We start from the raw sequence: 25825 nt of genomic DNA, 5'->3' as shown, positions 1-25825 counted from the left end.
ATTTGATTGACAGAGTCTGGCGTTTTGCAGTAACGGCTACATATTCAATTACGTTTTTGGAACAAAATTTTTCTTGAATTCTAAAATAACTTTCGATTTATTATTAATTATTCTACTCGCTTATCTTCCAATTATTTCTTACTCATCAATTCCTACTTTTACTCACCAATTCTATTCTTCAATTATACTATAGATATTGTCATTTCGTGATTAAGTGAATACCAAAAAAGACTGTGGTATAAGTCTTAATAGTCCAATATTAAACGAACTTTTTTTGACGCGCGCCAGAACTCATCAATTTCCGTTCAAATCAAAATAACTGATTATCCTCAGTTCGGGATAATCAGTTATTTTAACTTGATACTCGATTGATAACCGAGTGCTGTCACAGTTTATTTTTCGGACTAACCTTTTGTTTGCTTTAATTTTAGAAGAGGCCCATTAAGAATTGGCCACCGTAAACGAGTGCGAAACTGTATGCGATAATCGATGCGGGTTTGCACAAGATGATAATCCAGGTAAATTTCTTCAATGACATTTCGGTTAAGCCAGCCATCAAACATAACACATCATCCGGTGCGACCGGTAGGAAGATAGCGAGTGCGAAGAAGCGGGTGAAATTTTTCTTTTCAGTAATCGTGCCAATATATTTATCATAGGTTTTTTCACTAATCACGTGGAGGATAAACGGTTTGCCGAATTGGCGCGCCAGTAAAAAGTTGAAAATGGAACCAATCGCAATCCCCACGTAGTTATAAACGAAACCCCAGACGGGCCCGAAGACGAGCACGCCGGCTGCGGTACTAATCCCGCCCGGAATGACCGGGATGACGACTTGAATGATTTGAATCGTGATAAAAATAATCGGTCCAACCATCACTGACTGCCCCAGGTAATGCTGTAAGGCCGTTGTGTTACTGAATAATCCTAATCGTGACCAATAAACTGCTAGCGCAATGCTGCCGATTAATGCCATGATCGATGTCATACTAATCAACCGTCTTGAGATTACCGCACTCATCCCCGTCACCCTTCCTAGTTATCACTTTATTTATAATTTAGCACATTAACACACGCGTTGTTGTCCGCCGATAGTCTGATTTATAAAATCTTAATGATTTGATAGCCGACAATAAAACAGCGAATACTGATTCGTATTCACTATTTTATAAGACGCACTAACCACAACGCTAATTTTATGCCTCGTATTGTTCCAATATTGCTCTAAATGGGATTAACCCTTGAGCGTGATACTTTTTAATAAACGCTTCAACGGCTTGTGGGTCTTGCGTTTCGGGATCAATCACCAATTGTTCAACTGGTAATGGTCGTTCGTTGGCAATCTTCACATCGATTACAACCGGCCCCTTAGCAATTTTAGCGGCTGCAAAGGCGGTTTTTAGTTCAGCTAAATTATGCACCGTGAACCCTTGTGCTCCGAGTGCGGTTGCGACTGCACCGTAATCCGCACCTTGGATGGCCACGCCTGAATGGGGTTGGCCTTTATCATCTTGTTCCGCTTCAATGAATCCGAATGAATCGTTGCTTAACACAACGTTGATGATTGGCATCTGATATTTGGCTTGCGTAATGATATCTTGCATGACCATCGTGAAGCCACCATCACCACTGATTGACCAAACTTGACGATCAGGAAAAGCGGTTTGGGTACCAATCGCGGCTGGCACCGCACAGCCCATTGTGGCGTACCAAGCTGATAAGGTCATCTTTTGACCCGGATGCATGTCTAAGAACCGCACGCCGTCGATTGAAACGTTGCCGACATCTAAGTTAAAAATGGCATCGTCATTCGCCATTTCATTAATCGCTTTGAAGACGGGTTCGACCCGCATTGGGACTTGATCACTCTCAGTAAAACCAGCTTTCCAATCTTCCCAGTTGGCTTTGTTAGCCATGGCAGCTTGGTAGAAATCAGTTGGCGTTTCAACCATTTGACTAGCATCTAATAAGGCTTGTAAGGCCGTTTTAGCGTCCGCCAAAATACCGACATCGACATGGTGGCGGTGACCAATTTTAGTGGCATCAATATCAATTTGAATAAATTTAGCGTCTGGTTTGAAGAAATACGCGCCAAATTCATAATTACTACCAACGAAGAGGATTAAATCGGCAGCTTTCGCTAAATCAACCCCCGGTTTGGTCGCGACCCGGCCAGCCGAAACCATGTAAGCTGGGTTTTGATCAGCGATAATGCCTTTCGCCAATGCTGAAGACATCATTGGCATTTTTAATTTCTCTGATAAAGCCCCGATTTGTTGACCCGCGGCTTTGGCACCTTGGCCAAAATAAATAATCGGGTGTTTGGCCGCTTTAATCAATTTCAAAGCATCAGTAATATCAGTCGTCCGTGGTAACGGATAATGGCCTTGTTGGAATAGATTGGCCGTTGGTTCGAAATTATCGTCGATTGCTTGCCAACCTAAATCAGTTGGAATCGTGACGACCGCGACACCATTGTGTTTATAGGCCTGTTGGATTGCTTGATCGACGACCGCCGGCATTTGCGCCGCAGTCATGACCGTCCGATTGTAGACCGCGACATCCGCAAACATTGGATTTTCATTCATTTCTTGGAAATAATCAGTGTTCATCATATTCGTCGCTACTTGACCAACTAAAGCCAACATCGGAACGTTATCATATTTAGCGTCGTATAATCCATTTAATAAATGAACGGCGCCGGGACCAGCTGAACCAAACGCGGCGGCAATTTTACCCGTCACCTTCGCTTCACCGGCAGCGGCAAGTGTCCCCACTTCTTCGTGCCGAACTTGAATATAACGCATTGTTTTTTGGCGATTGTGTAACGCATTCATCGTCGAATCAAAAGAGCCACCAGGCAAGCCGAAAATGTGGTTGATACCCCACGCCTCCATGACTTTTAACATTGCATCTGATGCATTTATTTTTTCTACCAATTAGAAAGCCTCCAATTAAAATTCAACGTTCATGTCCATTATACGAGCATCAATGTAAGCGGTAAACTAAAAAGCATTTTAACGACTAATTTCAGCCGTTTTGACTGGTAACAAAGACACTTTTCTGCTATGCTTGCAGTGTCTTAGATAATAATGATTATTAATAATGAACAGTTTTTTGAGGAGGATGTTAGTATGGCTATTGAACCAAAAGATGCCCAAGATGTTTTTAAAGATGCTGGCGAAAATATTATTTTTACAACTCAGGAATTACACCGTAAGGATTATCAAAGTGATCGCGATGCGATTTCAGAATTGGCGGAGCGTCTCCCAGCCATTATTAATAGTATGAATATCCGTTATCCGGATGCGCATTTAAGCGTTGCGTTTGGGATTGGTTCTGACGCTTGGGATTATTTGTTCCCTAACGCCCCCAAACCAAAACAGCTTGAACCTTTTACAACCATTCCAAGCCCCAAACACGATGCGGTCGCAACGGGCGGCGATTTGTTCTACCATATTCGTGCTAAAGAAATGGCCGTTTGTTACGAAGTTATGGATCAATTGATGCAATTCATCGGCGACAACGTGACAACGATTGATGAAACCCACGGCTTCCGCTATTTTGAAGGCCGAGCAATCATCGGTTTCATCGATGGCACCGAAAATCCTGCGATTAACGAAACGGCTGAATACGCCTTAGTCGGTGACGAAGATCCCGAATTTGAAAATGGCTCATACGCCTTTGCCCAGAAATATATCCACGCGATGGATACTTGGAATAAGACCGCCACTGAAGAACAAGAAAAAACAATCGGTCGCAAGAAATTTTCTGATTTAGAATTACGTGATGCTGAAAAACCAACGAATGCCCACAACGTCGTTTCACAAGACAACGAAGACGGTGTTGAACATAAAATCGTTCGCATGAACGTCCCTTACGCTAACCCCGGCGAAAAAATGACCGGTACGTATTTCATCGGTTATTCGCGCGAATGGGCCGTTACGAAACGGATGTTAACCAACATGTTCGTCGGCAAACCAGCCGGCAACTACGATCACCTACTAGATTTCAGCGAACCAACCACCGGCGCTTTATTCTTCATCCCATCAAAAACAGTATTAACAAAGATAGCGGAAGAAGAAATTTAGAGCGCTGACAAGCCCGGTTAACTTCTGAGTATAGCCTAGAGTAATCAATTATGACCGGTTTTAGTCATAGTTGATTACTCGTAGCTAAACGGAAGAAGTTGGCTTGGAAGCGCGTTTAGAGCGCTGACTCGAGTTGGTCAGGCTTTGAGGATTAACCTAGGAACTCAAATTACGGTCGGGTTTAACCGTGGTTTGAATTCCGTAGTTAACCGGAAAAGGCTACTCGAGAAGCGCGTTTTCGTTAGAGCGCTAATTGAGCGTTTAAACCTTGAGCATAACCTAAGAATCTACATTATGATTTGAATTTTAATCATAATGCAGATTTTGTAGTTAGGCGGAAAGGTTTGCTCAAGAAGCGCGTTTACAAAGCAACCCACACATAAATAAAGACCCGTTAATCGCTATTGATTAACGGGTCTTTATTTATCAAGGACGATTCTTTGACTTTCAATTTCACACTTGGTAAACTACCGTATACTTACTTTTTATAAGAGAAAATAATGAGGCGATTTGATAATGACAGATACGATGCAAGCCGTTGTGATCAACCAATACGGCGATGAACACCAATTAGAAATGGCGACGTTACCCATCCCGACACTTGGTGCACACCAAGTATTAGTCCAAGTGAAAGCCACTTCCATCAATCCGATTGACTGGAAATTACGCGAAGGTTACCTGCAGAAGATGTTCGACTGGCCTTTCCCAATCGTTTTAGGCTGGGATTTAGCCGGCGTCATCACCCAAGTCGGCGCTGACGTAACCGCTTGGCAAGTTGGCGATGAAGTCTTCGCGCGCCCTGACACCACTAATCGAGGGACTTACGCTGAATTCGCAGCGGTTGATGACCATTTGTTAGCGCACAAACCCGCAAATATTTCTTTTGCGGAAGCAGCAGCTGTGCCATTAGCCGGTGAAACTGCTTGGCAAGCTCTTTTTGAACACGGTCAATTAAAAGCCGGGCAAACCGTCTTAGTCCAAGCTGGTTCAGGTGGTGTCGGTTCTTACGCGATTCAACTCGCCAAAGCAGCCGGTGCCCACGTCATTACAACGACTAGCGCCAAGCATTTCGACCTCGTTCGCGACTTAGGCGCCGATGAAATAATTGATTACCGAACTGAAAAAATCACCGATAAAATTCATAACATTGATTTAGTCATCGATACCCTTGGTGGCCAAAGTCAGATTGATGCTTGGCAAGTCTTAAATCCTCAAACTGGTCGGCAAATTTCGATTGTCGGTCCCGCTGAGCAAACGCCCGCAATCATTGCGGATACGGCTTTAACCTTTAAAGCGATTTGGTTGATGCCCAGTGGTGCTGACCTCACTGCGATTGCCGACCTAATGGCGGCCAAAAAAGTTAAATCAGTGATTGATTCCACAATTCCTTTTTCAGCAGCCGGCTTAATTCAAGCCCATCAATTGAGTGCGACGAACCATGCGACTGGTAAAATTGTGATTACTTTCTAAGCAAGCACCGAAATCATTAACAATCTAAAAGTTGTTAATGATTTTTTGTTGTTCAGTTTGCAAATTAACCCCATTAACAGAAAGTAATTGCTTAATGAATGGGGTTGATAGTATAATTTAAGATACTGAACAAAAGGAGGACGTTTTAATGCAAAATTCAACAAAAACACGCGCTGAACTCAAAAGCGAAGTTAAGTCGCTATTTGCTGGCCATTGGGGATTGGCCGTCAGATTAAACTTAGTACCAGTTCTTTTAACGATTTTAGGGCTACTGATTAGTGGGATGGCAATTGTGGCGCTACTTGCTTTTTTGGCCACTACACCTGATGTCATCAGTAGTTCAGCTGATGGGGCCAGCGGTAGTGCTGGTTCACCATTCGGCAGTACCATCGGTAGTTTCGTTATCAGCCTGATTATGGTTGGGATTAGCTTTACATCCCTCGATTGGTTGCGGACTAAAGAAGCTGACTTTAGTGCACTGAAAGGTACCTTCAGCGTCTTTTCGAAACGCTATTTCTTAGGCGTTTTTGTGATTCAATTACTTGTTAATCTTTTTACTTTCTTATGGACCCTTTTACTAATCATTCCTGGGATTATCAAAGTTTATTCTTATTCGCAAGCAAATCTAATTTTTAAAGATTTAACGGATGCTGATCCAGAAGCTGATGTTAGCTACTTTGACTGCATTACTAAGAGTCGTAAGTTAATGGATGGTCATAAATGGCGCCTCTTCGTTCTTCAGTTGAGCTTCCTTGGCTGGGATATTCTCGCTTGCTGTACTTTCGGTATCGGGTATATCTGGTTAGCCCCTTATAAAAATGCAACTTACGCAGCTTTCTACAAAGACTTAGTCGATTAATTAGCAATAGCGATTCTCAAACTTGAGAATCGCTATTTTTTATTGTACGGTGGAACTAACTCATAAAGGACGTGATTTTATGACCATCAATCACCAAATAACCTTAGATGCCGATTTGAATTGGCAACTCACTTCAGGAACAATCCCGACGCCGGCCGCCGACGAACTCTTAATCAAAGTCCTCGCTACCAGTTTGAATCCGGTTGACTTAAAACGCCGAACGGTGACTAAGACCGTCCTCGGTTATGACGGCTACGGCGAAATCATCGCTTGTGGCACCGCCGTCACTGCTTGGCACGTGGGCCAACTCGTCTATTATGCGGGCACGACTCAAAAAGACGGTAGTTTCCAAGACTATCAAGTCGTGAACGCCGCAATTTGTGCCTTAACCCCGACCAACCTAACCGGACCTGAAACTGCCGGTCTGCCGCTCGTCAGCTTAACCGCTTATGAACTACTCTTCGAACAATTTCATTTTCCAGCCCAAGCCAATGCTAATTTGGGCAAAAAACTATTAATCATCAACGGCGCGGGTGGTGTCGGTTCAATCATGAGCCAGCTGGCTAAATGGAGCGGTTTTGAAGTCTATGCCACTAGTAGCCCCAGTCATTTCGATTGGTTAACAAGCAACGGCGTCGACTTTCCAATTGATTACCATAATAATCGTTCACATAAAACGCTAGCCGATTATCCCGATCAAGCCTTTGATGCGATTGCCGTTTTATACGATATGACTGACTACCTCCCTGAAATCACACGGTTAATCAAACCGTTTGGACAAGTCGGCTCAATTGTCGGGACCGCCGAACCACTGGCGTTAACCCCTTTGAAAGCCAAATCGATTTCTTTTGCGTGGGAATACATGTTTACCAAAACGGATTACAACTATCAAGTCGCGAGCCAAGGGCAGATATTGCAACAAATCGCCGACCTTATGACAGCTGGCACCCTACACCCGATTATAACCCAAGATTACCACGGCCTAACGGTTGCAACTTTCGATGCCATCACAACCGAAGTAACAACCGGTCACTTGCCTGGTAAAAAAGTGATTGTTTATTAATGGAACTCAAAAGACGTTAAATTCCGGATATGGAATTTAACGTCTTTTTGGGTTGCAACAACTTTCGCTTAATCTAAAATAGCGAACCATGACTGGAAATCGTCATAATCCGCTATTTTTATTAATGCTCAGTTGCTGCCCGCAACCAACACACTCTGATTTTTTAAACGCGCTTCTCGAGTAGCCTTTTCCGGTTAACTTCAGGATCCAAATTATGGTTAAACCCAACCATAATCTGTATCCTTAGGTTAATCCTCAAAGCCTAACCAACTCGAGTCAGCGCTCTTCTGTTTAAACGCGCTTCTCAAGCAAACCTTTCCGCCTAACTACAGAAGTAGCCACTATGGTTAAACTTCAAACCATAGTGGCTATTCTTAGGTTATGCTCAAGGTTTAACCGCTTGATCAGCGCTCTTATTCTAGTAACCCATATTTGATCTTAAATCGTTTGATGATTCTGGACCACGATTCGTAGAATAAGAAGAGAAAAAAGACATTCGACAACGCGTGCGCTAAATCGAAATAGAAGCTAGCTACATAGGCGGCAATGAACGTTTTAACCGTCAACGGATTAACGTAGGCCACGACGTACCATAGATTCATGATCCACCCGAATAAGAAGCCCCAGACAAATCCAAAGACACAGAGCCAATACTTATTCTGAGCCCATTTATATCGGCCAATTAAGCCGGCGGTGACGCCCATCATCCCCCAGCAAAACATTTGCCACGGTGTCCATGGACCCTGTCCAAGGAACATGTTTGAGACGATTGCCGCCGTTGAGCCCACGATAAAACCTGATTCTGGGCCTAAAACCAACGCTGAAACGATAATCACAAAGCTAGTTGGTTGCACACTCGGTAGTGGTGCGAATGGTACCCGACTGACTGCGGCAATCGCGGCCAGCACTGCGATAAAAATAATCTCGCGGGCCCGAATATCCCGAGTTTCAAAACGCCAATAAAACGGCAACATACTGGCCACTAAACAAATCAAACTGAACAGTAGAAAGTGTTGGCCTTGAAGTGTGACGATAAAGAGGAGGAAAATCGCCATAATGATAAATGCTAGGCCAAACGACGACCAACTATTTTTTAGAATTGACTTCATACGCGTACTTCCTCCCAATTCAACGCGGCCGGTAATTGCGACCGCAACATCCGATTAACCGCCGTTGTATAAAAGAAATTATGGGCAAAAAAGTCATACGGTTCTTCTTGGGAAACCACTTCACCATCAAATAAGAGAGCACATTGGGTCGCAAAACGCGCGCTAAACTCCATATCATGACTGGCCATCACAATTGTTAAACCATCATTCTGTAGTTGCCGTAAAAGTTGTCCTAATTGCTGCTTCCGCACTGGATCAAGGCCCTTAGTCGGTTCATCCAATAACAAGAGTTTTGGTTGTGACAATAAGATGATACCTAACGCAATCAATTGTTGTTCACCACCACTGGCATCGTGCGGATTGCGTCCCGCTAAATAGGTAATCCCTAATTTAGCCAACATTTCCTGGGCAATAACCGTTGGATTTGGCAACTCTAATTGTTGCGCGCGTTCAAAGAATTCCATTTGGACCGTATCGTAACTGAAATGGTCACTCGGTGTTTGGGATAAATAACCTAGCGTCTTGAATAAATCATCTGATGCCCATTTACCCAATTTCTTCTGCTGTAGCTTAATTTCACCCCGACGCGGTTGTAACAATCCGACCAAAGCTTTCAACAAAGTTGATTTACCCGTCCCATTTTTACCAACGATTGCGACCCAATCACCCGCTTGCACCGTTAAATTTAGATGTTCTAGGATCATTGGATCGTTCTTTTCGTATTGGAAACTAATATTCTTGACGCTCAGAATCGGTGCGGCTTGGCTGACATTAATCGCACGTCGCACATGCTGCAGTTGCCAATGCCGTTGTTCAATCAGCTGTTTACCACTCACCACGGTTAGCGGCAATTCGGTGATTTGGTCTGGTTGAATCAACCCATTTTGCAAAAAAACGTGTGGCACATCGGGAACGAAATCGCGTAATGCCGGTTTCTCCCAGATAGCTTGTAAGCCGCCAGTAACTGACCCTTGGTAACTGATTTGACCTTGATCCATTAACCATAATTGGTTGGATAACGGTAAAATATCATCCAAATGATGTTCACTGATAATCACCGTAATCCCCAATTCATCGTGGACCCGTTGCAACAAGCTGATGAATTCCTTCGTCGCAATCGGATCAAGTTGGGCGGTTGGTTCATCCAACAATAATAAATCTGGCTGTAAGATTAAGACCGATGCTAAATTAACCAGCTGTTTTTGCCCACCTGATAAATCGTGAACAGACGCATACAATAGATCCTGAAAACCTAAGAAACTAACTAATTCAGCAATTCGTTTTTGAATATTGGCATTTGGGACGCCAATATTCTCGAGCGAAAAGGCGAGTTCTTGAATTACCGTATCCATCACTAATTGATTATCCGGATTCTGGAAGACCATCCCAATTTTCTGGGCACTCTGGCTTTGCGGTAGGTCAACAAGCGGCTGTCCTTCAAATTCAATCTCACCTGAACGTTCACCAACTGGCCATAATTCCTTTTTCAATTGACGTAATAATGTCGTTTTCCCACTACCAGAATTACCAGCCAATGTGATAAAATCGCCGTTATTAACCGTTAAATTGATAGCCGTTAAATTCGGTTCCGTCGCGAGGGCGTATTGAAAATTTAGATTTGTTACTTGCGCAATGACCACCATAGATATTCCCATCCTTCTAACAATAGCGGTAAGCTATCAATTATTAATACAAACCATAAACACAACCAACCGGGTCCGGTCAGTTGGACCGACCCTAGCACTGGATAAATCGGTAACCGACCAACACCGTGACTTGCTTGCCAAAAACAAAAACTACTAATCCCGACCAAACCGGCCAAGAGCCAGCCATCACGTTGCGTAAAGCGATAACGTTGATAACTGGTTCGTTTTTGGGCGCCAAAACCGCGGGCCGTCATTGAATCAGCAGTCTGCAATGCTTCAACCAATGAATTGGTTAACAACACTTCCATTAACCGCATGCCGGCATGCGCACGTTCTCGCAATTTACCCGTTTCCATCTGAACACCACGCGTTTTTTGAACATTTTTGATATTCGTAAAGCGCCGAATAAACAGCGGTACAAAACGCATCGTAATCATCGTCAACAGCGTTAGTTGTGGCGAAATTCGCACAAACAAATACATAAACTTATGATTGGTCATACTGTGATTATACGAAACAAAAACCAGCATCAGTATCGCTAATGAAAGGGCCATTAATAGACCATAAACGACCGCTTCAGCCGTAATCACCGTCCCGCCAATTGTCCAAATGATGTGCGCCCCGCGGTTATTAATAATCGGGTTCAGCACAACGATAAAAACCATCATAAACAAGGCCCCTTGCAAAGTCGCAAAGGTCTTTTTTTGTTGTTTAGCACTAAAATTAACCGCAATAATCACTAATAATTCGGCGACTAGAAAGATTGGATGGATAAAGACCATCGAAAACGCAATCGCAATCACATAATACGCAAAAATAACGATTGGATTTAACTGATCAAAAACAAGTTGTGATTTTAGCCCTGAGGCGCGTGACGATCGTTGCCGAGACTTTCCGTATACATCCAATTGATCACATCTCCACTCTTGACAGTATAACTACCACAGGAGTAGCTAGGGAATGTCCCATTGACTTGGTAAATCCAGCCACTCTGAGAACCTTTATCGAATTCGAACAAACCATTAATGCCTTTTACGTACACTGCACTACCAGTTCCCTTATAAGATAAGGCCATCCCGTGACTACTCATATCTCGTTTTAATATATCAATCACCGTTTCCCCGTCGTTCATGGCAACTGAATCATGATTAACGATTAACTGATTGCCTTCAGTCATTGGCCCATAGACACTAACTGTCACTTTTTTAGTCGTTGGTTGGGCTGTTGGCGTCGTTGCTTGTGATTGTTGATTGGTATTAGCCGTTGGTTGTTTAGTTGCTTGGCTAGCCACGGCTTGTTTCGATTGAACCGCCGCCCGGCTAGTTGAAGTCGCGTCAGCTTGTTGTTGTGCAACTTGTTTAGTTGATGACGCTTGAGCTGCCTTTTGAGCCGCTACTTTCTGACTGCTACTAGCTTGACTAGCAGCGACTTTCTTTTCAGATTCGGCTTTAATCGATTCCGCCTTTTTAGAAGCCTTAGTCGTCTTGGCTGATTTCTTAACTTTAGCTTTACCCTTTAACCCAATTTCTTGAGGTTGGGCATCTTTAGAACTCGTTTTCTTTTTTGAAACCTGGCTCGTGCTGGCGGTCGCGGAATGATTCTGCGTTAAACTAGCGTATGCACCGTAACCGATTCCGAAAATAATCAACAAACTGGCAACTAGCGCAATAATTCTTTTTTTCGACATATGAAAGCCCCCTAAGCTTCTTTAACCGATTTACGACGTAAAACGCCTACTGTCCCGACAATTAAAATAACCCCAATGACACTACCCGCAACTGCTGTTTCAACCCCTGTTTGTGGTAAAAAGCCAACCTCTGTTGAATCATTATTACGACCATCCCTTGTCCCAGGTACCGTCATTGATGCGGGTGCTGACTTGTCTATCTTCTTAGCAGGCACTAAATCAGCCATCGGTACTGTTTTAGAAGCCTGTTCTTCAAACGGTGTCGCTGGATTTACAATGAAATCGTAGACGCTACCTTGCCCAGCTGCATTTAATTGATAAGCTTTGATGGCTAATAACGCTTGACCCATCGCCATTGCTGTTGAATAATCAGCTTTAAAAATACCATCTTTACCTTGAAAACTCAATAAAGCCGTTAAAGCTGAATTGTCACCATTTTTAACGGTACTGGCATCAATTCCCATCGTTGATAATGCAACAATCGCCATTGCGGTACTGTTACTGTTAGATGTCTTAGCGCCTTCATAACCAAAACCGCCATCTGTCATTTGAGCGGATTGCATATACGCCGTTGTATTTTTCAACAATTCATTTGTTTGGCTGATTAATTGATCAGCTAATTGATACGTTTTAGCGGTATTAACCGTTGTTTTTAGCGCAATCATGGCAATCGCAGTCGTATCTAAATCCTTCATGAAAACACCAGCCGTTTCATAACCCCAACCAGCATTGCCATAATTACCCGCTTCAGTTACTAAATATTGAATCAACTCTTGAACGGTGAATTGCGCATTAGCAGGTGCTTGATAGTGACCACTAACCAATGCCAATAGGATTGTAGCAGTCATATACGTGCCTTGTTTCGTAATATCTTTAGTTTGGTAAAGTTCATTGACCAAGTTGCGGCCCGCAAACTTCGTTGGATTAAAGCCCATCGCTTGTAAGTTTAATATTACCCGGGCAATATCGTTTGGTCGGCTCACATTTCCGGCCTTAGCTTGCGCGACCATTTGATTATATAGTGTTTTAAGTTGCGTTTTGTTCAGTTGGTTGGTGCGTGCGGCCCCAAAAATTAAATCTGAACCGGTAAATTGGTTTTCTTTAATTTCATTAGCCACCATTGTTTGAATGGGTCCTTTTGTAGCGGCCAAACTATTATTAATAGTTTTCGTATCGGCACTCGTCGCTTGATCCGTATCAGGAATCGTTGGTGTCGTTGGATCAGTCGGTGTAACCGGGTCAACTGGATCAACAGGTTCAACCGGCGTTATTGTTTTAAAGTTATAAATTGAACCTTTGCCGGCTAACATAAATTGATATTGATCTAACGCATAAACCGATTGTTCAGTAGCCATTGCTAAAGCACCGATATCACTATCGAACTTCCATCGGAACTGACCATCGGCTTTTTGGAAAGCTAATAATCGACTGATTGGATTGACACCATTATCCCCAACAATCGTTGTTGGATTCACGTTGTTGGCCATCAACCCCATCAGTACCATCGCGATACTGCTAGAGTTCTCTTCCTTTGAAAAAGCACCTGGGATTAAGAAACCACCCGTACTTTTAACAAAAGCGGTTGTTTTTAACATTGTCGTTGCTCGATCCATAGCGGATTGGACCGCCGGTTGATCACGATGCAGCCCTAAAGCAGTCATCGCCATCCCGGTGATATCTAAATCACTCTTAGAACCACCAAATGACCAGCCGCCCGCTTGATTTTGTTTCGTTAAAAGGGCTTGAATCATATCGTCAATTGTTTGATTGGCTTCAGCACCGTAATCTTTCATGCTCAACGCAATAATTGCGTAAATTTGACCGTTAATTCCTGTTTTTTTAATATTTTCAGTTATTTTAGCAATTAAATTAATCCCATCAAAATTGGTTGCATCGTCCCCAATCGCCGTCACCCCAATTGAAATCCGTTCCAAATCAGTTGGTGTAAAACTATCATCACTAACCATGCTGTCCACTGACGCCTTCAAGGCTGCGCGATACGTCGCTTTTTGGGCATCCGTCATCGTGACGTTTGATTGCATGAGGGCTAATGCGCCCCAAGCACTTTGATAGTTACCACCCAAAATTTGGTTCACGCCTGCCGTAATCGCTGCTTGGTAATCCGTCTTCAACGGTACTGTTGCTGCTTTTGTCGTTGTCTCTTTCACCCCAGTTGTCGAAGACGATGGTGCGCTTGATTGCGCGACCTTTGCCGTCGACTGACTGCTACTAGCGACTTGGCGGCTCGCACTGCTGCTAATGCTTGATTGACTAACACTTGTGCCGCTAGTCGATTGTGCTGCCTGATTACTGCTAGCTGACGAGACCAAGCTACTAGTGCTAGCTTGATTGTTTTCTGCTGCTTGAACCCCTGTCACCGCCGTTAGAATAGGGGCTGTTAATAAAATACCAGCACAAATCGCTGTATAAATACTATGTCTTTGTTTCATTACACTCTCTCCTTGATTAACAATATGTAGTATATTAACCCGAAATACAGTTCCTTATTATACTACATCTCGTATGATATGAAATGTTGAACTTTAGATTATTCTATGGTAAGACGGTGAATGCTAACGCAGTATTATTTTTATCAATCGTAATTATTCCAAGAAAGGCCACTAAATCCCCCTTTAAAATTCACAGTTTATTCTAACAATCCGCCTAGAATTAATTTCATCAAGTTTTTTAAGGAGGACGTATCCATGAATTTTATCAAGCGTGCTTGGCAAAATGTCATTTTCAAAAAAGGGCGCAGCTTGCTACTAATTATTGTGATGACCGTGATCATGATTTTCATCATGGCCGGTTTATTAATTAGAAACGCTGCGGTTACCACCGTCAATACCACCAAACAGCAGGTCGGAGCGACTGTCTCACTAACCGCTAATCGGGAGCAAGCCTTCTCGAAGATGCGTAAATCAACGAGCACCTCTACTGATAAAACCACGAAACCGACTTTGTCGATGCCGTCCGTTTCATTGGCGAGTGCTAAAAAGATTGCTAAATTGCAGGCCGTTGCTAACTACAACGTTTCCGTCACCACTTCGGTCAACGCTTCCTCAATTGATGCGATTACCACCTCATCTTCTAGCAATAGCACCATGATGGGCGGCGGCCCAGGCGGTGAAACCACGTCATCAACGAGCACTGGTGATTTACAAGTTACTGGGGTGCTTAACATGAGTACCTTAACCGACTTCAAGAATAGCACCAATAAAATTACCAAGGGCCGTGCTTTAAATAGTAGCGATGTCGGCACTAAAAACGTCGTAATCGAATCTGAATTAGCGAAACAAAACAGCTTAAGTGTTGGTGATACCGTCAAAGTTAAAGCAACGACGACCGGTAAGACCGCTTATACATTAAAAGTCGTTGGGATATATAAGGCCAGCTCAACCAGCAGCACGAGCATGGGTCCTCAACAAAGTGATCCATCCAACACAATCTACACGTCTTATACGTTAGCCAACCAATTTAAAGGCCAAACGGGTAAAGTCGACAGCGCGACTTATACACTCAGTGATCCAACTAAGAAAACCAGCTTCTTGAAATCAGCCAAGAAACTCGTCAACACGAAGAAATTCAGTTTGACGGCTGACGATAGTACTTATCAAGCTTTGAAACAATCCATGACTAAAATGGCTAGCTTCGCCAACAAAATCGTTTGGTTAGTGGCGATTGCCGGCACGATTATTTTAGCTTTAATCATCATCCTAATGGTTCGTGAACGCCGTTATGAAATGGGCGTCCTCCTCTCACTCGGTGAAGGTCGGGCCAAAATTATTGGTCAACTGCTCGTCGAAATGTTAATGCTGCTCGTGGTCAGCCTAGCCCTCGCCGGAATCGGTGGCCGCTTCGCCGGCAATGTCTTGAGTAAACAAGTCCTTTCTTCGGTTAATTCAAGTCAAACAACCACCTCGACTTCAACCACCAGTCAAGCTGGCGGTCCTGGTGGCGGTGGCCAAGCCCCTGGCGGTCAACAAGGTGGTAAGCAAACCGGTGGCCAAATGCAACAGGCCGGGCAAACCACGGCCAACAAAGCCGTCAAGAGCAGTGATCTCAAACTGAAAATCAGCGCGGTTACCTTACTTCAATTAGGCGCATTCGGCTTTACGATTATCGCCTTTGCCGTATTACTTGCTTCAGCCAATATTCTCAGACTTGAGCCACGAAAAATTCTAATCGGATAACTAGGAGGAATGATGATGTTAACAGCTAAAAATGTGAGTTATTGGTACGATACGGAAGCCAATACACTCTATAAAGATGTCAATTTAGACTTTGAAGCCGGCCGCCTCTACGGCATTATTGGTAGCAGTGGTGCTGGTAAAACGACGATGCTGACCATGTTAGCCGGTTTAGACAAACCGCGGCGTGGCGAAATCCTTTACGAAGGGACTTCACTCCAAAAAATTGGCTTAACGCAATACCGTAATCGTTATGTATCGATTGTTTTCCAAGCCTATAATTTGTTACCTTACATGTCAGCTTTGGATAATGTCTTAACCGCCATGCAGATCACCCATTCAACTCAAGCTAATCCGACTGAATACGCCCTCAATATGCTAACCAAGGTCGGGATTGATGAAACGCTGGCTCGCAAGAACGTTCAGAAACTTTCCGGTGGCCAACAACAGCGAATCGCGATTGTTCGCGCGATGTGCTGTTCCGCACCAGTCGTCGTTGCTGACGAACCAACCGGTAATTTAGACGAAACCAATACGCAAGAAATTATCAAACTCTTCCAAGAATTAGCGCATGATCAACAAAAATGTGTGATTCTCGTCACTCATGAAAAAGAAGTCGCCGCTAGTTGTGACGTTCAATTCCATCTTCAAAATAAAACGTTCGAAGAAGTTTCTTAATTCATCCAATAAACGCAATGTCCCTGTAATCAATCGAGGGCGTTGCGTTTATTTTTGGTCTTATTTAGGCTACACTATCTAAAAAAGGCGGTTTACGATGACAACAATTTACTATGGCGAATGCATTCTGGATACTCAACGTTACTACCTCGCAACAACCGTCAATGGTCTCTGTTTCGTTGGTAGTCCCAATCAACCTTTAATTGAGATTGAGCACTTTCTGCCCGTTAACCAACTGGTTTTAGACCAAGCACGACTCGCACCATTTGTGACCGCCATCCAAACCTATTGGACTGGTCAAACAACCAATTGGTCTGTGCCGATTGATCTGATTGGCGGGACTGATTTGCAACACCAAGTTTGGACCGCGCTTCAAACAATTCCTTACGGGCAAACACGCGACTACAGTCAGATTGCCCAACAAATTGGTCGACCGACCGCCATCCGCGCGGTGGCTTCCGCAATTGGTCGTAATCCATTATTGCTGTTAATTCCTTGCCACCGCGTCCTACGTAAAGGTGGCACCCTCGGTGGTTATCGCGGCGGTTTGGCCCTAAAACAGCAACTACTTAAACTGGAACAAAATCCCCACCATTAAAAAACATCCGTTGCCGAATGATGGCAACGGATGTTTTGGGTTAATCCTCAAAGTCTGACCAACTTGAGTGAGCACTCAGACTATAACGTGCTAACCCAAGCAGACCTTTCCGCCTAACTACAGAATTGCCCATATGATTAAAGTTCAAATCATATGGGCAATTCTTAGGTTATACTCAAGGTCAAACCGCTTGTGTAAGCACTTCTTTATAACGTGCAGTCACTCACAGTTTCCTGTGCTTAGCGACGTTTCGCAACCAAAGTCCAAAGTACGGACTTTATTCACGAAACTAGGCTAATGCTCCGAAACTACCCGTGAGTGACGACACTTCGATGATAACGTGCTTTTGAGTTGCAACAACTTCCGCTTAACAAAAAATACCAATTATCTTAAGTTCAAGATAACTGGTATTTTTTGTTAATGCTCAGTTGCTACCCGCAACTCAACACACTTACTTATTTAAAATTAATTTTCTTCGCTACCGAATAATTGACCCGCTAATGCGGCCAAAATGGCGCCGACAACTGGTGCGGCGACGTATAACCAATAATGTGTTAAAGCAGCCCCACCCGCGAAAACAGCTGGTCCAAAACTTCTAGCAGGGTTTAATGAAGCACCCGTTAAGTTTAACGCCACGATGATTAATAGACTCAAAGTCACACCAATGGCTAAAGGTGCCATTTGGCTATTACCATAACGGTTACTAGTGACCATCAAGATCACTAAGATAAAGGCAAATGTCACAACTGTTTCAACTAAGAAGGCAACGCCGCCACCGATTTTAGGGAAATCAGTTTGACCGAACCCAGTCTTGCTCAAGCTTAAAGCGTTGATTAAAATCGCCATCAAACCAGAAGCTAATGCTGACCCGATAAATTGAGCCACGATATACGCAATCCCATCTTTAACTGACAAGCGTTGGTTAATCATCATCGCAATTGAAACCGCCGGATTAAAATGCCCACCAGAGATAGCGCCAAAAGCGTAGGCCATTACTGTGACCGTTAAACCAAAAGCTAGTGCAATCGTTAACGTATCGCCCTTAGCAATGACTACTGCCCCAGTCCCCACGAATACTAACATAAAAGTACCAATTAATTCTGCTACATATTTCCGCATTGTTAAACTCCCTTTTTTCTGCATTGTGAACCCAGTTAATTATAACACAACTCCAGAAGTTGTGAGCAATCAGTTTCAGTTTAACACCATTAATCCAGAAATTTGAATTAATCTGCCAAAACAACTATACTTATTAGTAAGACGCGGTTAATTACGTTTACCGCAAAATCCAATTAAAAGAGATGATTATTACGCAAGTCACTGATGTCTATGGTATTACGCATGAAAACTGTAAAGTCATTGAAACTGAAAATCAGTTTACGCGTATTTTTTTAGCTGAAGGTCCTGATGGTACTCGCTACACTTGTTTATTGCCTGATGCTAAACCGAATCCTAAATCTAATCAGCATTTTGAATACGGCAATCCAGCCGATGCACCTTACTAGCCAATAGCTTAAGGCCAACGTTTTCTTGACGTTTTGGTCCTAAGCTATTTTTATGGCCAATTTAAAGACGGATTATTTCCCGGGCTATACTGCCTCGTTTAAAACGTCTAAGAATAAATCGCCATATTTTTCCAATTTACTTTCGCCGACCCCTTTGACATCTAACATTTCGGTTAAGGAAGTGGGCATTAACTCACACATCGAATACAACGTTTTGTCCGAGAAAATCACAAACGGTGGTACGCCTTGTTCCTCGGCTAAATCGCGACGCAATTCGCGTAAACGTTCGAATAACTCGTTATCTTCAGGTAATGTTTTTTGAACTTTGACCGCCATTTTACGGGTCACCGCCGTTTGGCCTTTCAAGACTGCGACACCCTCAGCTGTTAGTTGGAGTACCGGAAACTGACCGCTTGAAGGCTGTAAAAAACCAGAAGCAACTAAATAATCAATCAATCCGCTGACTTCTTTTTGTGAATCTCCCCGTAATAGACCGTAAGTGGGTAATTCATCAAAGCGAAATTGCATAATTTTTTGATTTTTTGATCCGGTTAAGACTTGTGCGACTAGGACTTTACCAAATCGCTGATCCATTCGTTTGACACAGGATAAGACTTTTTGCGCTTCAATCGTAATATCTTGTTCATCGCGCGTATCTAAACAATTGCTGCAGCGCCCGCAAGGTTCACAGTGATCGTCGAAATAATTCACGATATATTGTTGCAAACATTGCTGAGTACTAGCGTATTGGGTCATTTCTTGTAATTTCGCATATTCACGTTGCTTATGTTCCTCATCCATTTCGGATTGATCGATAAAGAAATGTTGAATTTGGACGTCATTTTGTCTAAATAATAAAATGGCTTCACTTGGTAAACCATCACGACCGGCCCGCCCCGCTTCTTGGTAATAAGCTTCTAAACTACCGGGAATCTGAGCGTGCACGACAAAGCGTACATTACTCTTATCAATCCCCATCCCAAAGGCGTTGGTCGCGACCATAATTGGTTTGCGATCGTACAAGAAATCTTCTTGATTCTGACGACGAACCATTTCGTTAAGTCCACCGTGATACATCGCGACTGGCAGCTTTGCCTTTTCAATCAACTTGGTCAGCCGTTCAACCTCTTTACGGGTACTGGCATAAATAATGCCGGCTTTTTGTCGATTAACCTTTAAGTAATCGAGTAAATAGCGATCACTATTTTGATTTTTAACCACTTGAAACGCCAAATTTTCTCGTGAAAAGCCGGTTTTAACTTCGCGTTGAATACTTAACCGTTGCATAATATCCGTCGCCACTTGCGAGGTCGCAGTAGCCGTCAATGCAATAATCGTTGGTTGACTTTGGACCCTTTGAATCGTATCCGTTAAGCGTAAGTAGCTGGGCCGGAAATCATGGCCCCATTGCGAAATACAATGGGCTTCATCAATCGCAATCAAATCAATCTTCAATCCCGCCAAATCGCTTAGAAATTGTTCAGAATCTAACCGTTCCGGCGAAACGTACAATAGTTTAACGGCGCCTTGTGCTGCTTGATTTAAACGTTCTTGAACTTCGAAATAATCCAACGTACTATTGATAAAAGTCGCGGCAATCCCATTTTCATTTAGAGCATCCACTTGGTCTTTCATCAATGAAATTAATGGTGAGATTACCAAAGTTAACCCGGGCAATATTAAGGCCGGAATTTGATAACAGAGTGATTTGCCCCCACCAGTTGGCATGATGGCTAACACATTATCGCCCGCTAAAACAGACTCAATCACCTCTGATTGGCCTTGTCTAAATTGATCATATCCAAATTTTTCTTTTAAAACGGTTTGTGGTTGCATATTCTCTCCTAGTTCCTCATCAATCGCTACTCCTATCATACCAAAAAATGGGGTTCTTAAACGAACTGATCCGTTAATTGTTCAAATTAATGGTCCGTAGCTGACAGTCCGGTTTAATTAGTGTTTAATGGAAGTATATTCTCTTGAGGAGGTTCACGATAATGCTTAATTTAAAAGTTACCTTGTCCCCTGACCAGACTGAAATTCACTACAACCAACAATCGCTCATCACAATTGCGGCAAAACTACCCGCAAGCCAGTCACTGGCAAATGGTTTATGGCTCATCGCAACTCACCAACGACTGACTAACATTGGGGTACTGACTAGTTCAAATCCGCTACCAGTACTCACCGAACAACAAACACTGATCACTTTTACTGATCCGGATTGGACCGAACAACTTACGCTACTCGCTCAATTATTAACTGAAGAACTACCCCATTTAATCACGACGCAACTTGTCGTTCAAATTCCTAGCAATTATCGCGCCAGTTTACAACCAGTAATGGCCCAAATATTACTGATCCTGACCCGTTTCGGAATGAGTGTTCAACAACCGGCAGACGCAAAGCCAACCAAAGCACCGGCTAAGACCCGCCATCGTTGGACGAAGGCCGTTAGTGAGATTCCTTTTCAAATTAATACCCGCCAAGCAACCGGCACCGCCATTTGGCAAAAGCGCAATGAACTATTATTACAAGCCGGTGCGCATTTAATGCCGGAAATCCCCTTGAATAAAGACGGTTCACTCGGATTTGCCGCTAAGATGGGCACCCAATTACGGACCGAATACGCCGATGCTATTCAAAACCACCAGACCACGACCGACATCATTTTCAAAAGTGTCAACGAATTAGGGCTCTTTTTGTATTTTGGTGGCACCAATAGTTGGCTGGAACTCCTCGATAACGATGGTCGTTCGATTGACGATTGGACTAAAATTTAATCAGAATGAGGTTATAACGATGAAAATAACAAGTACTGGTATTGAAAATGGCTATTACAAGCCCATTTATGGTGGCAATGGCGACTTAATTAATGAAAACGGCATGCCGACCTATTCGATTCCGTTTACGATTCATGAAGCGCCAACCGACACTGTTAGTTTTGCGGCGATTTTCTATGATTTAGATGCCTACGAAGTCACTCAAGGTTTCCCGTGGATTCATTGGATGCTCGCTAATCTAATGACCACCGATATCTTAGAAAACAGCAGTCAACAAGCACCCGATTTCGTGCAAGGGGTCAACACTTGGCACAGTCCCATGACTGATCATCAGTCGGCCGAATTATCTGCCCATTACGGTGGCATGACGCCGCCGAATCGTGATCACACCTATACGCTCAAAGTTTACGCGCTAGATACGACGTTAGCCTTAAACGACGGCTTTTATCTCAACCAATTGACGGACGCCATCAAAGGCCACATCCTGTCCAGTGCAATCCTCGAAGCGCAATACGAACAATTTAAACATTAAAAAACGGCCTATCCTTCATTTTCAGGACAGGCCGTTTTTCTAGCTGTTAATTTGTCGATTTAAGCTCTGCCGTTCGTCTTCAGTGACCTTCACATAATCCTGTTCAATTGCTGCTGATAGCGTCGCAATGACGGTTTGCGCTTGTTTAAACTGTTGCGCATCCTCCTCAGTTAGAATCGCATTGTTGGCTAAACTCAAAATGCTGCGCGTTAATTGGACGTATTTCGGTAAATGATCATATAAAAATTCTGAAACATTTAAAATTTGTCGGGGGGCGCCCAATAATTCATTAAAGATCAAATTGATGATCCAAATATCTTGCGCGGCAGTCGGACTATGTTCGCCCGCCCGCACTTGCACCTTTTTAAGGTAAGTTAGTTGTTCATAAGATTTCTTAATTTCGCGTTTAAAGAATGACCGTTCCTCATCCGTTAAACCACTTTCCTTCAATAACCGATCACTAATCATTAATTGTTTAGTCTGACCGGATTGATTAATCTGTTGGGCAAATTGATTGGTTTGAACTCGACGCCAGAGGTATAAGCCCCCTTCAAACAAACTCGCGAGCACAAGCACTAATAATAAGATTGGTAGCACCGTATAATTATCCAGCGCATCCGTTCGGGGCAATAATATCAATAGACAGCCCGTCACGAGCGGTGTATAAAGCCCCCACGCGCGCCGCACATTAAATAACCATTGCAACACTAAACCGACTAATAAGAATAGCGCAAAGCTCACGGATCGATTGAACATCAAAACTACGAGCACAACGATTGTACTGATTTTAAGCAGTTGTGACTGCCGATATTGAATTAGATATTGCATGCTTACTGCCTCCCATTTGGTGCAACTTGGCTGGCAAACACCCCGTTTTGACTGGGGATTTTCTGGAGATTGATTGTATGCACTTTATCGGTGCCGGTATCCACCAGTAATCGTTGGTCATTATTGGGATAAAGCACAAATAAAACAGTATATTGTTTATGCTTGCCCGGTTTAACGGTCAGCTCTCTTTTGGTATTTAAGAGTGTCCCTTTTTTAAGTTGTTTCGGAATGTCCTCATCGATTGGTGATAATTCGTTAGGACCGACTTCCAAATGATAATCATAACGACCAGTCGTCCATTTTCGCCCGTTTTTAACAACGCTCAGTTCAAACGTCGCTAACAAATAACGTTCGAGTTCATCCGTATCGCTGTATTCAAACTTCGGTAACGGCGTCGTTAGTATTTGATAGTTCAATAGGGTGATGTGGACGCCCGCATTCTTCATCATAATTGGTTGATCCGGTTTATAATCGTACGTTTTAGCTTGAACCGCATGGCTATTGATTCGCCAACAACCGAGCAACAGCATGAGTAGTAAAAATCCTTTTTTAACCATTCGTCAATTCCTCCAGTTGCTCCGATTGCACGTGAATCACCGCCGAAGTATCGTCATAGTCATCCGGTTGTTCATCCAGATTATAATAGAAACCTTGATAGGTGATATCAAAGGTATCCGTGGCTGGCTTTTTGAAAATATAATTGAAGGTTTCTGGCGCATGTGGTTGATACCGACTACTACTAAAACCCTCCGTTAAAACGTTGATGACTGCGCGACTGGCCGTACCGTCTTGGATTTGCACATTATTTTGTTTATAAGCTAATTCGCCAAAATCACGACTATCCGCTTCAGCCTTTAACGTCCATTTCTTGTACAGCTTAAAATTACTACCGGCAATCCCGAAATTCGTCTTATTCGTCCGCGGCTGGGCGGTTGCATTCATAATAACCACCGCTTCGTCTTCGGTCGTCGTTGCTTGGTACAGATGATGAATCGTTATTTTCATTTGCCGCGTTTCAATCGTCTGATCTTTTTGATAGTTTAATTTCTGATGGTAATCGCCACCTTCACCGGCCGCTTGATGACTCTTCTTAGTGGTCGTCTTAGGCGTGACCGAACTATCGGGAATCACTTTCGGTTGCCAAGCAATCGTCATCCCCACCACAATCACAACCCCGGTAATGATGTTGCTCACCAAATGGCGTTGTACCCGGTGCACTGGCTGTTTCTTAACCCGGGCAATGTGTTCTAAAATGGCTTGTTGATTACTCATCTTTAGCGTTTTAATAAATTGGTTCAACTGTTTCTTATCAAAATAGCGGTGACTCAACATTAATTCGCCGTGCGCGGTCACTAATGCTTGCTGATGCCGATTGAATTGGAGTGCGTGTTGGTAGCGTAATTCAACCCCGTTTCGGCTAGGGACCAACGTCAGCCAATCCAATGCAATATAATACCGACGTACTTTTAACCCATAAAACGTCAACCAAATCCCGGTCCCCTCTTGATTGAGTTGCAAGACTTCAAATTCATTTTGGGCTAATTGCCGATAACTACGCCACAGATACCCACCTAGCAGCCCCAATAGTAACCAATAACTCAGCAGTAGCCCGTGAAAAAAGCGGTCCTCCATACGACTCGCGTAATGGACGCTTAAAACAACACTCACTACGGCGAACGCTAAGACAAGCACCCAAGTCAGTTGCCTAAAAATGGCGTGAATACGTTTTGGATTATAAACTAATGGCTTATTCATAGTGACTCTCCCCATCTCATGAACTTCGTTAGCTAAAATAATACGATGCATTTAATTAATATAGTGAATTAGTTATTTAAGTATACCAGAAATGATACTGTCACAGTCCCCAATTTTTTTAGATTTGTCTTCAATTTTAAACAAAAACGACTTATCCTTAGATTACAGATAGGTCGTTTTAGAAACGGTCTCTTGGAACGTTATTAACCACATCGTTCCCCATTGATTGGCATAAAAATTACGATTTAATTTGCCGTTTCAAAGATTCCCGTTCATCTTCCGTCACCTTTAAATAATCTTGTCCAAAATTTACCGATAACATTTGAATCGTGCTCTGTGCTTGTTCAATTTGATACTGATCTTCATCTGTTTTGATGACATTATTTCTAACACTCAAGGTACTGCGGGTTAGCTGCACGTATTTCGGTAAATGATCATATAAAAATGCTGAAACGTTTAGAATTTGGCGCGGTGCCCCCAATAATTCATTAAAAATCGCATTAATTAATTTGATATCGGCTAGATAAGTCGGTAAATATTGCGAAGCCACTTTTTGAACTTGCCTTAAATAGGTCAACTGTTCATATGAATGCTTAATCTCACGCTTGAAAAATAACCGTTCTTCATCCGTTAAGCCACTTTCTTTTAACAATCGATTACTAATGATTAATTGCTGAGTTTGGCCAGATTCATTAATTTCTCGAGCAAATTGACCAGCTCTTATCCGGGCTAGCCAGTATAAACCAGCTTCAATGACTGCCATCACGGCCAACACGATTAGTAATCCCTGAACCCAAAACAATCGATTAACGTTAGTAAATCCTGGCAACATTAATAATAACGCCATACTAACCAGCGGTGCATAAAGCCCCCACGCGCGCCGCAGATTAAAAATGAACTGCAAGGCTAACCCGACCATTAGATAGAGCGTTAGTCCTAATGATGGGGTAACACTCAATAAGACGCCACCGCAAATCAGCGTACTGACGATTGCCATTTGCCGGCGAGATTGACTTAAATTTTGCATACTA

General features: G+C 43.1%; 23 protein-coding genes and 1 pseudogene. 10 read left to right on the top strand and 14 right to left on the bottom strand.

All coding sequences use genetic code 11. The annotated features are described in order from the left end of the window. Positions 1 to 427: 427 nt before the first annotated feature. Both ACVPPQ_RS05375 and spxB read right to left on the bottom strand, forming a co-directional pair. A complete protein-coding gene (locus tag ACVPPQ_RS05375) occupies positions 428 to 1021 on the bottom strand; it encodes a TVP38/TMEM64 family protein (RefSeq protein ID WP_025083126.1) in 594 nt (197 codons plus the stop codon). Between the two features lie 175 nt (positions 1022 to 1196). Beyond that, entirely contained in the window at positions 1197 to 2939 is a 1743-nt protein-coding gene (gene spxB, locus ACVPPQ_RS05370; RefSeq protein ID WP_463496232.1) for a pyruvate oxidase, read from the bottom strand. 195 nt (positions 2940 to 3134) lie between these two features. On the opposite strand from spxB, the gene ACVPPQ_RS05365 reads away from it, so the two are divergent. Further along, a complete protein-coding gene (locus ACVPPQ_RS05365) occupies positions 3135 to 4091 on the top strand; it encodes a Dyp-type peroxidase (protein WP_025083125.1) in 957 nt (318 codons plus the stop codon). On the opposite strand, the pseudogene ACVPPQ_RS05360 reads toward ACVPPQ_RS05365, so the two are convergent. Beyond that, positions 4090 to 4140 (bottom strand): annotated as a pseudogene (locus ACVPPQ_RS05360) (hypothetical protein); the annotation flags it as partial. The gene ACVPPQ_RS05365 and the pseudogene ACVPPQ_RS05360 overlap by 2 nt on opposite strands. A gap of 479 nt (positions 4141 to 4619) precedes the next feature. Here ACVPPQ_RS05360 and ACVPPQ_RS05355 point away from each other — a divergent pair. The 3 genes from ACVPPQ_RS05355 (at position 4620) to ACVPPQ_RS05345 (ending at position 7483) form a co-directional block, all read left to right on the top strand. After that, on the top strand, positions 4620 to 5561 hold the full coding sequence (locus ACVPPQ_RS05355; RefSeq protein WP_463496340.1) for an NADP-dependent oxidoreductase: 942 nt from the start codon (positions 4620 to 4622) through the stop codon (positions 5559 to 5561). Positions 5562 to 5709: 148 nt separating this feature from the next. Beyond that, positions 5710 to 6420: a DUF975 family protein gene (locus ACVPPQ_RS05350; protein ID WP_463496230.1), complete on the top strand. Its 711-nt coding sequence runs from the start codon at positions 5710 to 5712 to the stop codon at positions 6418 to 6420. A 79-nt stretch (positions 6421 to 6499) separates the two neighbouring features. Continuing rightward, positions 6500 to 7483 (top strand): alcohol dehydrogenase catalytic domain-containing protein, encoded by a 984-nt coding sequence (locus ACVPPQ_RS05345; protein ID WP_463496228.1) that lies wholly within the window; start codon positions 6500 to 6502, stop codon positions 7481 to 7483. Between the two features lie 413 nt (positions 7484 to 7896). Here the strand turns inward: ACVPPQ_RS05345 and ACVPPQ_RS05340 are convergent, their stop codons facing one another. From ACVPPQ_RS05340 to ACVPPQ_RS05320, 5 genes are read right to left on the bottom strand one after another with little or no spacing between them, the layout of a single operon-like run. Further along, entirely contained in the window at positions 7897 to 8592 is a 696-nt protein-coding gene (locus ACVPPQ_RS05340; RefSeq protein ID WP_025083122.1) for an ECF transporter S component, read from the bottom strand. Beyond that, the gene (locus ACVPPQ_RS05335; protein ID WP_463496226.1) at positions 8589 to 10235 is read right to left on the bottom strand and encodes an ABC transporter ATP-binding protein; all 1647 of its coding nucleotides are present in this window, start codon (positions 10233 to 10235) and stop codon (positions 8589 to 8591) included. The genes ACVPPQ_RS05340 and ACVPPQ_RS05335 overlap by 4 nt, the downstream gene beginning before the upstream one ends. Continuing rightward, on the bottom strand, positions 10214 to 11146 hold the full coding sequence (locus ACVPPQ_RS05330; RefSeq protein WP_463496225.1) for an energy-coupling factor transporter transmembrane component T: 933 nt from the start codon (positions 11144 to 11146) through the stop codon (positions 10214 to 10216). Before ACVPPQ_RS05330 ends, ACVPPQ_RS05335 begins: the two co-directional genes overlap by 22 nt. Continuing rightward, on the bottom strand, positions 11095 to 11925 hold the full coding sequence (locus ACVPPQ_RS05325; protein WP_463496223.1) for a DUF4430 domain-containing protein: 831 nt from the start codon (positions 11923 to 11925) through the stop codon (positions 11095 to 11097). The genes ACVPPQ_RS05330 and ACVPPQ_RS05325 overlap by 52 nt, the downstream gene beginning before the upstream one ends. Positions 11926 to 11936: 11 nt before the next feature. Continuing rightward, positions 11937 to 14375 carry a prenyltransferase/squalene oxidase repeat-containing protein gene (locus tag ACVPPQ_RS05320; protein ID WP_463496222.1) on the bottom strand — a complete coding sequence of 813 codons (2439 nt, stop codon included), beginning with the start codon at positions 14373 to 14375 and terminating at the stop codon, positions 11937 to 11939. Between the two features lie 255 nt (positions 14376 to 14630). Here ACVPPQ_RS05320 and ACVPPQ_RS05315 point away from each other — a divergent pair, with 255 nt between their 5' ends. From ACVPPQ_RS05315 to ACVPPQ_RS05305, 3 genes are all read left to right on the top strand, one after another. Then, on the top strand, positions 14631 to 16118 hold the full coding sequence (locus tag ACVPPQ_RS05315) for an ABC transporter permease (RefSeq protein ID WP_463496221.1): 1488 nt from the start codon (positions 14631 to 14633) through the stop codon (positions 16116 to 16118). 15 nt (positions 16119 to 16133) lie between these two features. Then, complete coding sequence (locus ACVPPQ_RS05310) at positions 16134 to 16793, top strand: ABC transporter ATP-binding protein (RefSeq protein WP_463496219.1); 660 nt, start codon at positions 16134 to 16136, stop codon at positions 16791 to 16793. A 97-nt stretch (positions 16794 to 16890) separates the two neighbouring features. Continuing rightward, on the top strand, positions 16891 to 17391 hold the full coding sequence (locus ACVPPQ_RS05305) for a methylated-DNA--[protein]-cysteine S-methyltransferase (protein WP_463496218.1): 501 nt from the start codon (positions 16891 to 16893) through the stop codon (positions 17389 to 17391). Positions 17392 to 17856: 465 nt separating this feature from the next. On the opposite strand, the gene ACVPPQ_RS05300 is transcribed toward ACVPPQ_RS05305, so the two are convergent. Next, on the bottom strand, positions 17857 to 18510 hold the full coding sequence (locus ACVPPQ_RS05300) for an MIP/aquaporin family protein (RefSeq protein WP_025083093.1): 654 nt from the start codon (positions 18508 to 18510) through the stop codon (positions 17857 to 17859). Between the two features lie 182 nt (positions 18511 to 18692). Between ACVPPQ_RS05300 and ACVPPQ_RS05295 the strand changes: the two genes are divergently transcribed. Continuing rightward, positions 18693 to 18896, top strand: a complete 204-nt coding sequence (locus tag ACVPPQ_RS05295; protein ID WP_035439012.1) for a hypothetical protein — start codon at positions 18693 to 18695, stop codon at positions 18894 to 18896. 84 nt (positions 18897 to 18980) lie between these two features. On the opposite strand, the gene recQ is transcribed toward ACVPPQ_RS05295, so the two are convergent. Further along, positions 18981 to 20732 carry a DNA helicase RecQ gene (gene recQ / locus ACVPPQ_RS05290; RefSeq protein ID WP_463496339.1) on the bottom strand — a complete coding sequence of 584 codons (1752 nt, stop codon included), beginning with the start codon at positions 20730 to 20732 and terminating at the stop codon, positions 18981 to 18983. A 161-nt stretch (positions 20733 to 20893) separates the two neighbouring features. On the opposite strand from recQ, the gene ACVPPQ_RS05285 reads away from it, so the two are divergent. Together ACVPPQ_RS05285 and ACVPPQ_RS05280 are read left to right on the top strand one after the other, a co-directional pair. Further along, complete coding sequence (locus ACVPPQ_RS05285) at positions 20894 to 21679, top strand: hypothetical protein (protein ID WP_463496216.1); 786 nt, start codon at positions 20894 to 20896, stop codon at positions 21677 to 21679. Positions 21680 to 21698: 19 nt separating this feature from the next. Continuing rightward, entirely contained in the window at positions 21699 to 22211 is a 513-nt protein-coding gene (locus ACVPPQ_RS05280; protein ID WP_463496214.1) for a YbhB/YbcL family Raf kinase inhibitor-like protein, read from the top strand. Between the two features lie 39 nt (positions 22212 to 22250). Here the strand turns inward: ACVPPQ_RS05280 and ACVPPQ_RS05275 are convergent, their stop codons facing one another. The 4 genes from ACVPPQ_RS05275 to ACVPPQ_RS05260 form a co-directional block, all read right to left on the bottom strand. Continuing rightward, entirely contained in the window at positions 22251 to 23039 is a 789-nt protein-coding gene (locus tag ACVPPQ_RS05275) for a 5-bromo-4-chloroindolyl phosphate hydrolysis family protein (protein WP_463496212.1), read from the bottom strand. Positions 23040 to 23041: 2 nt separating this feature from the next. Continuing rightward, complete coding sequence (locus tag ACVPPQ_RS05270; RefSeq protein WP_463496211.1) at positions 23042 to 23596, bottom strand: hypothetical protein; 555 nt, start codon at positions 23594 to 23596, stop codon at positions 23042 to 23044. After that, positions 23589 to 24794, bottom strand: coding sequence for a hypothetical protein (locus ACVPPQ_RS05265; protein ID WP_463496210.1), 1206 nt, complete (start codon positions 24792 to 24794; stop codon positions 23589 to 23591). Before ACVPPQ_RS05265 ends, ACVPPQ_RS05270 begins: the two co-directional genes overlap by 8 nt. A gap of 238 nt (positions 24795 to 25032) precedes the next feature. Beyond that, positions 25033 to 25821, bottom strand: a complete 789-nt coding sequence (locus ACVPPQ_RS05260; RefSeq protein ID WP_463496208.1) for a 5-bromo-4-chloroindolyl phosphate hydrolysis family protein — start codon at positions 25819 to 25821, stop codon at positions 25033 to 25035. Positions 25822 to 25825 lie beyond the last annotated feature (4 nt).

Source organism: Latilactobacillus parafuchuensis (genome assembly GCF_055271665.1).
The sequence above is the reverse complement of the archived record's forward strand: the minus strand, read 5'-3'. Positions and strand labels throughout refer to the sequence as shown.

Excerpts from the sequence above, each read along its gene's own strand:
- ACVPPQ_RS05375 (WP_025083126.1), bottom strand. The coding sequence starts at position 1,021 with ATGAGTGCGGTAATCTCAAGACGGTTGATTAGTATGACATCGATCATG.
- ACVPPQ_RS05365 (WP_025083125.1), top strand. The coding sequence starts at position 3,135 with ATGGCTATTGAACCAAAAGATGCCCAAGATGTTTTTAAAGATGCTGGC.
- ACVPPQ_RS05355 (WP_463496340.1), top strand. The coding sequence starts at position 4,620 with ATGCAAGCCGTTGTGATCAACCAATACGGCGATGAACACCAATTAGAA.
- ACVPPQ_RS05350 (WP_463496230.1), top strand. The coding sequence starts at position 5,710 with ATGCAAAATTCAACAAAAACACGCGCTGAACTCAAAAGCGAAGTTAAG.
- ACVPPQ_RS05345 (WP_463496228.1), top strand. The coding sequence starts at position 6,500 with ATGACCATCAATCACCAAATAACCTTAGATGCCGATTTGAATTGGCAA.
- ACVPPQ_RS05340 (WP_025083122.1), bottom strand. The coding sequence starts at position 8,592 with ATGAAGTCAATTCTAAAAAATAGTTGGTCGTCGTTTGGCCTAGCATTT.
- ACVPPQ_RS05335 (WP_463496226.1), bottom strand. The coding sequence starts at position 10,235 with ATGGTGGTCATTGCGCAAGTAACAAATCTAAATTTTCAATACGCCCTC.
- ACVPPQ_RS05325 (WP_463496223.1), bottom strand. The coding sequence starts at position 11,925 with ATGTCGAAAAAAAGAATTATTGCGCTAGTTGCCAGTTTGTTGATTATT.
- ACVPPQ_RS05320 (WP_463496222.1), bottom strand. The coding sequence starts at position 14,375 with ATGAAACAAAGACATAGTATTTATACAGCGATTTGTGCTGGTATTTTA.
- ACVPPQ_RS05315 (WP_463496221.1), top strand. The coding sequence starts at position 14,631 with ATGAATTTTATCAAGCGTGCTTGGCAAAATGTCATTTTCAAAAAAGGG.
- ACVPPQ_RS05310 (WP_463496219.1), top strand. The coding sequence starts at position 16,134 with ATGTTAACAGCTAAAAATGTGAGTTATTGGTACGATACGGAAGCCAAT.
- ACVPPQ_RS05305 (WP_463496218.1), top strand. The coding sequence starts at position 16,891 with ATGACAACAATTTACTATGGCGAATGCATTCTGGATACTCAACGTTAC.
- ACVPPQ_RS05300 (WP_025083093.1), bottom strand. The coding sequence starts at position 18,510 with ATGCGGAAATATGTAGCAGAATTAATTGGTACTTTTATGTTAGTATTC.
- ACVPPQ_RS05295 (WP_035439012.1), top strand. The coding sequence starts at position 18,693 with ATGATTATTACGCAAGTCACTGATGTCTATGGTATTACGCATGAAAAC.
- recQ (WP_463496339.1), bottom strand. The coding sequence starts at position 20,732 with ATGCAACCACAAACCGTTTTAAAAGAAAAATTTGGATATGATCAATTT.
- ACVPPQ_RS05285 (WP_463496216.1), top strand. The coding sequence starts at position 20,894 with ATGCTTAATTTAAAAGTTACCTTGTCCCCTGACCAGACTGAAATTCAC.
- ACVPPQ_RS05280 (WP_463496214.1), top strand. The coding sequence starts at position 21,699 with ATGAAAATAACAAGTACTGGTATTGAAAATGGCTATTACAAGCCCATT.
- ACVPPQ_RS05275 (WP_463496212.1), bottom strand. The coding sequence starts at position 23,039 with ATGCAATATCTAATTCAATATCGGCAGTCACAACTGCTTAAAATCAGT.
- ACVPPQ_RS05270 (WP_463496211.1), bottom strand. The coding sequence starts at position 23,596 with ATGGTTAAAAAAGGATTTTTACTACTCATGCTGTTGCTCGGTTGTTGG.
- ACVPPQ_RS05265 (WP_463496210.1), bottom strand. The coding sequence starts at position 24,794 with ATGAATAAGCCATTAGTTTATAATCCAAAACGTATTCACGCCATTTTT.
- ACVPPQ_RS05260 (WP_463496208.1), bottom strand. The coding sequence starts at position 25,821 with ATGCAAAATTTAAGTCAATCTCGCCGGCAAATGGCAATCGTCAGTACG.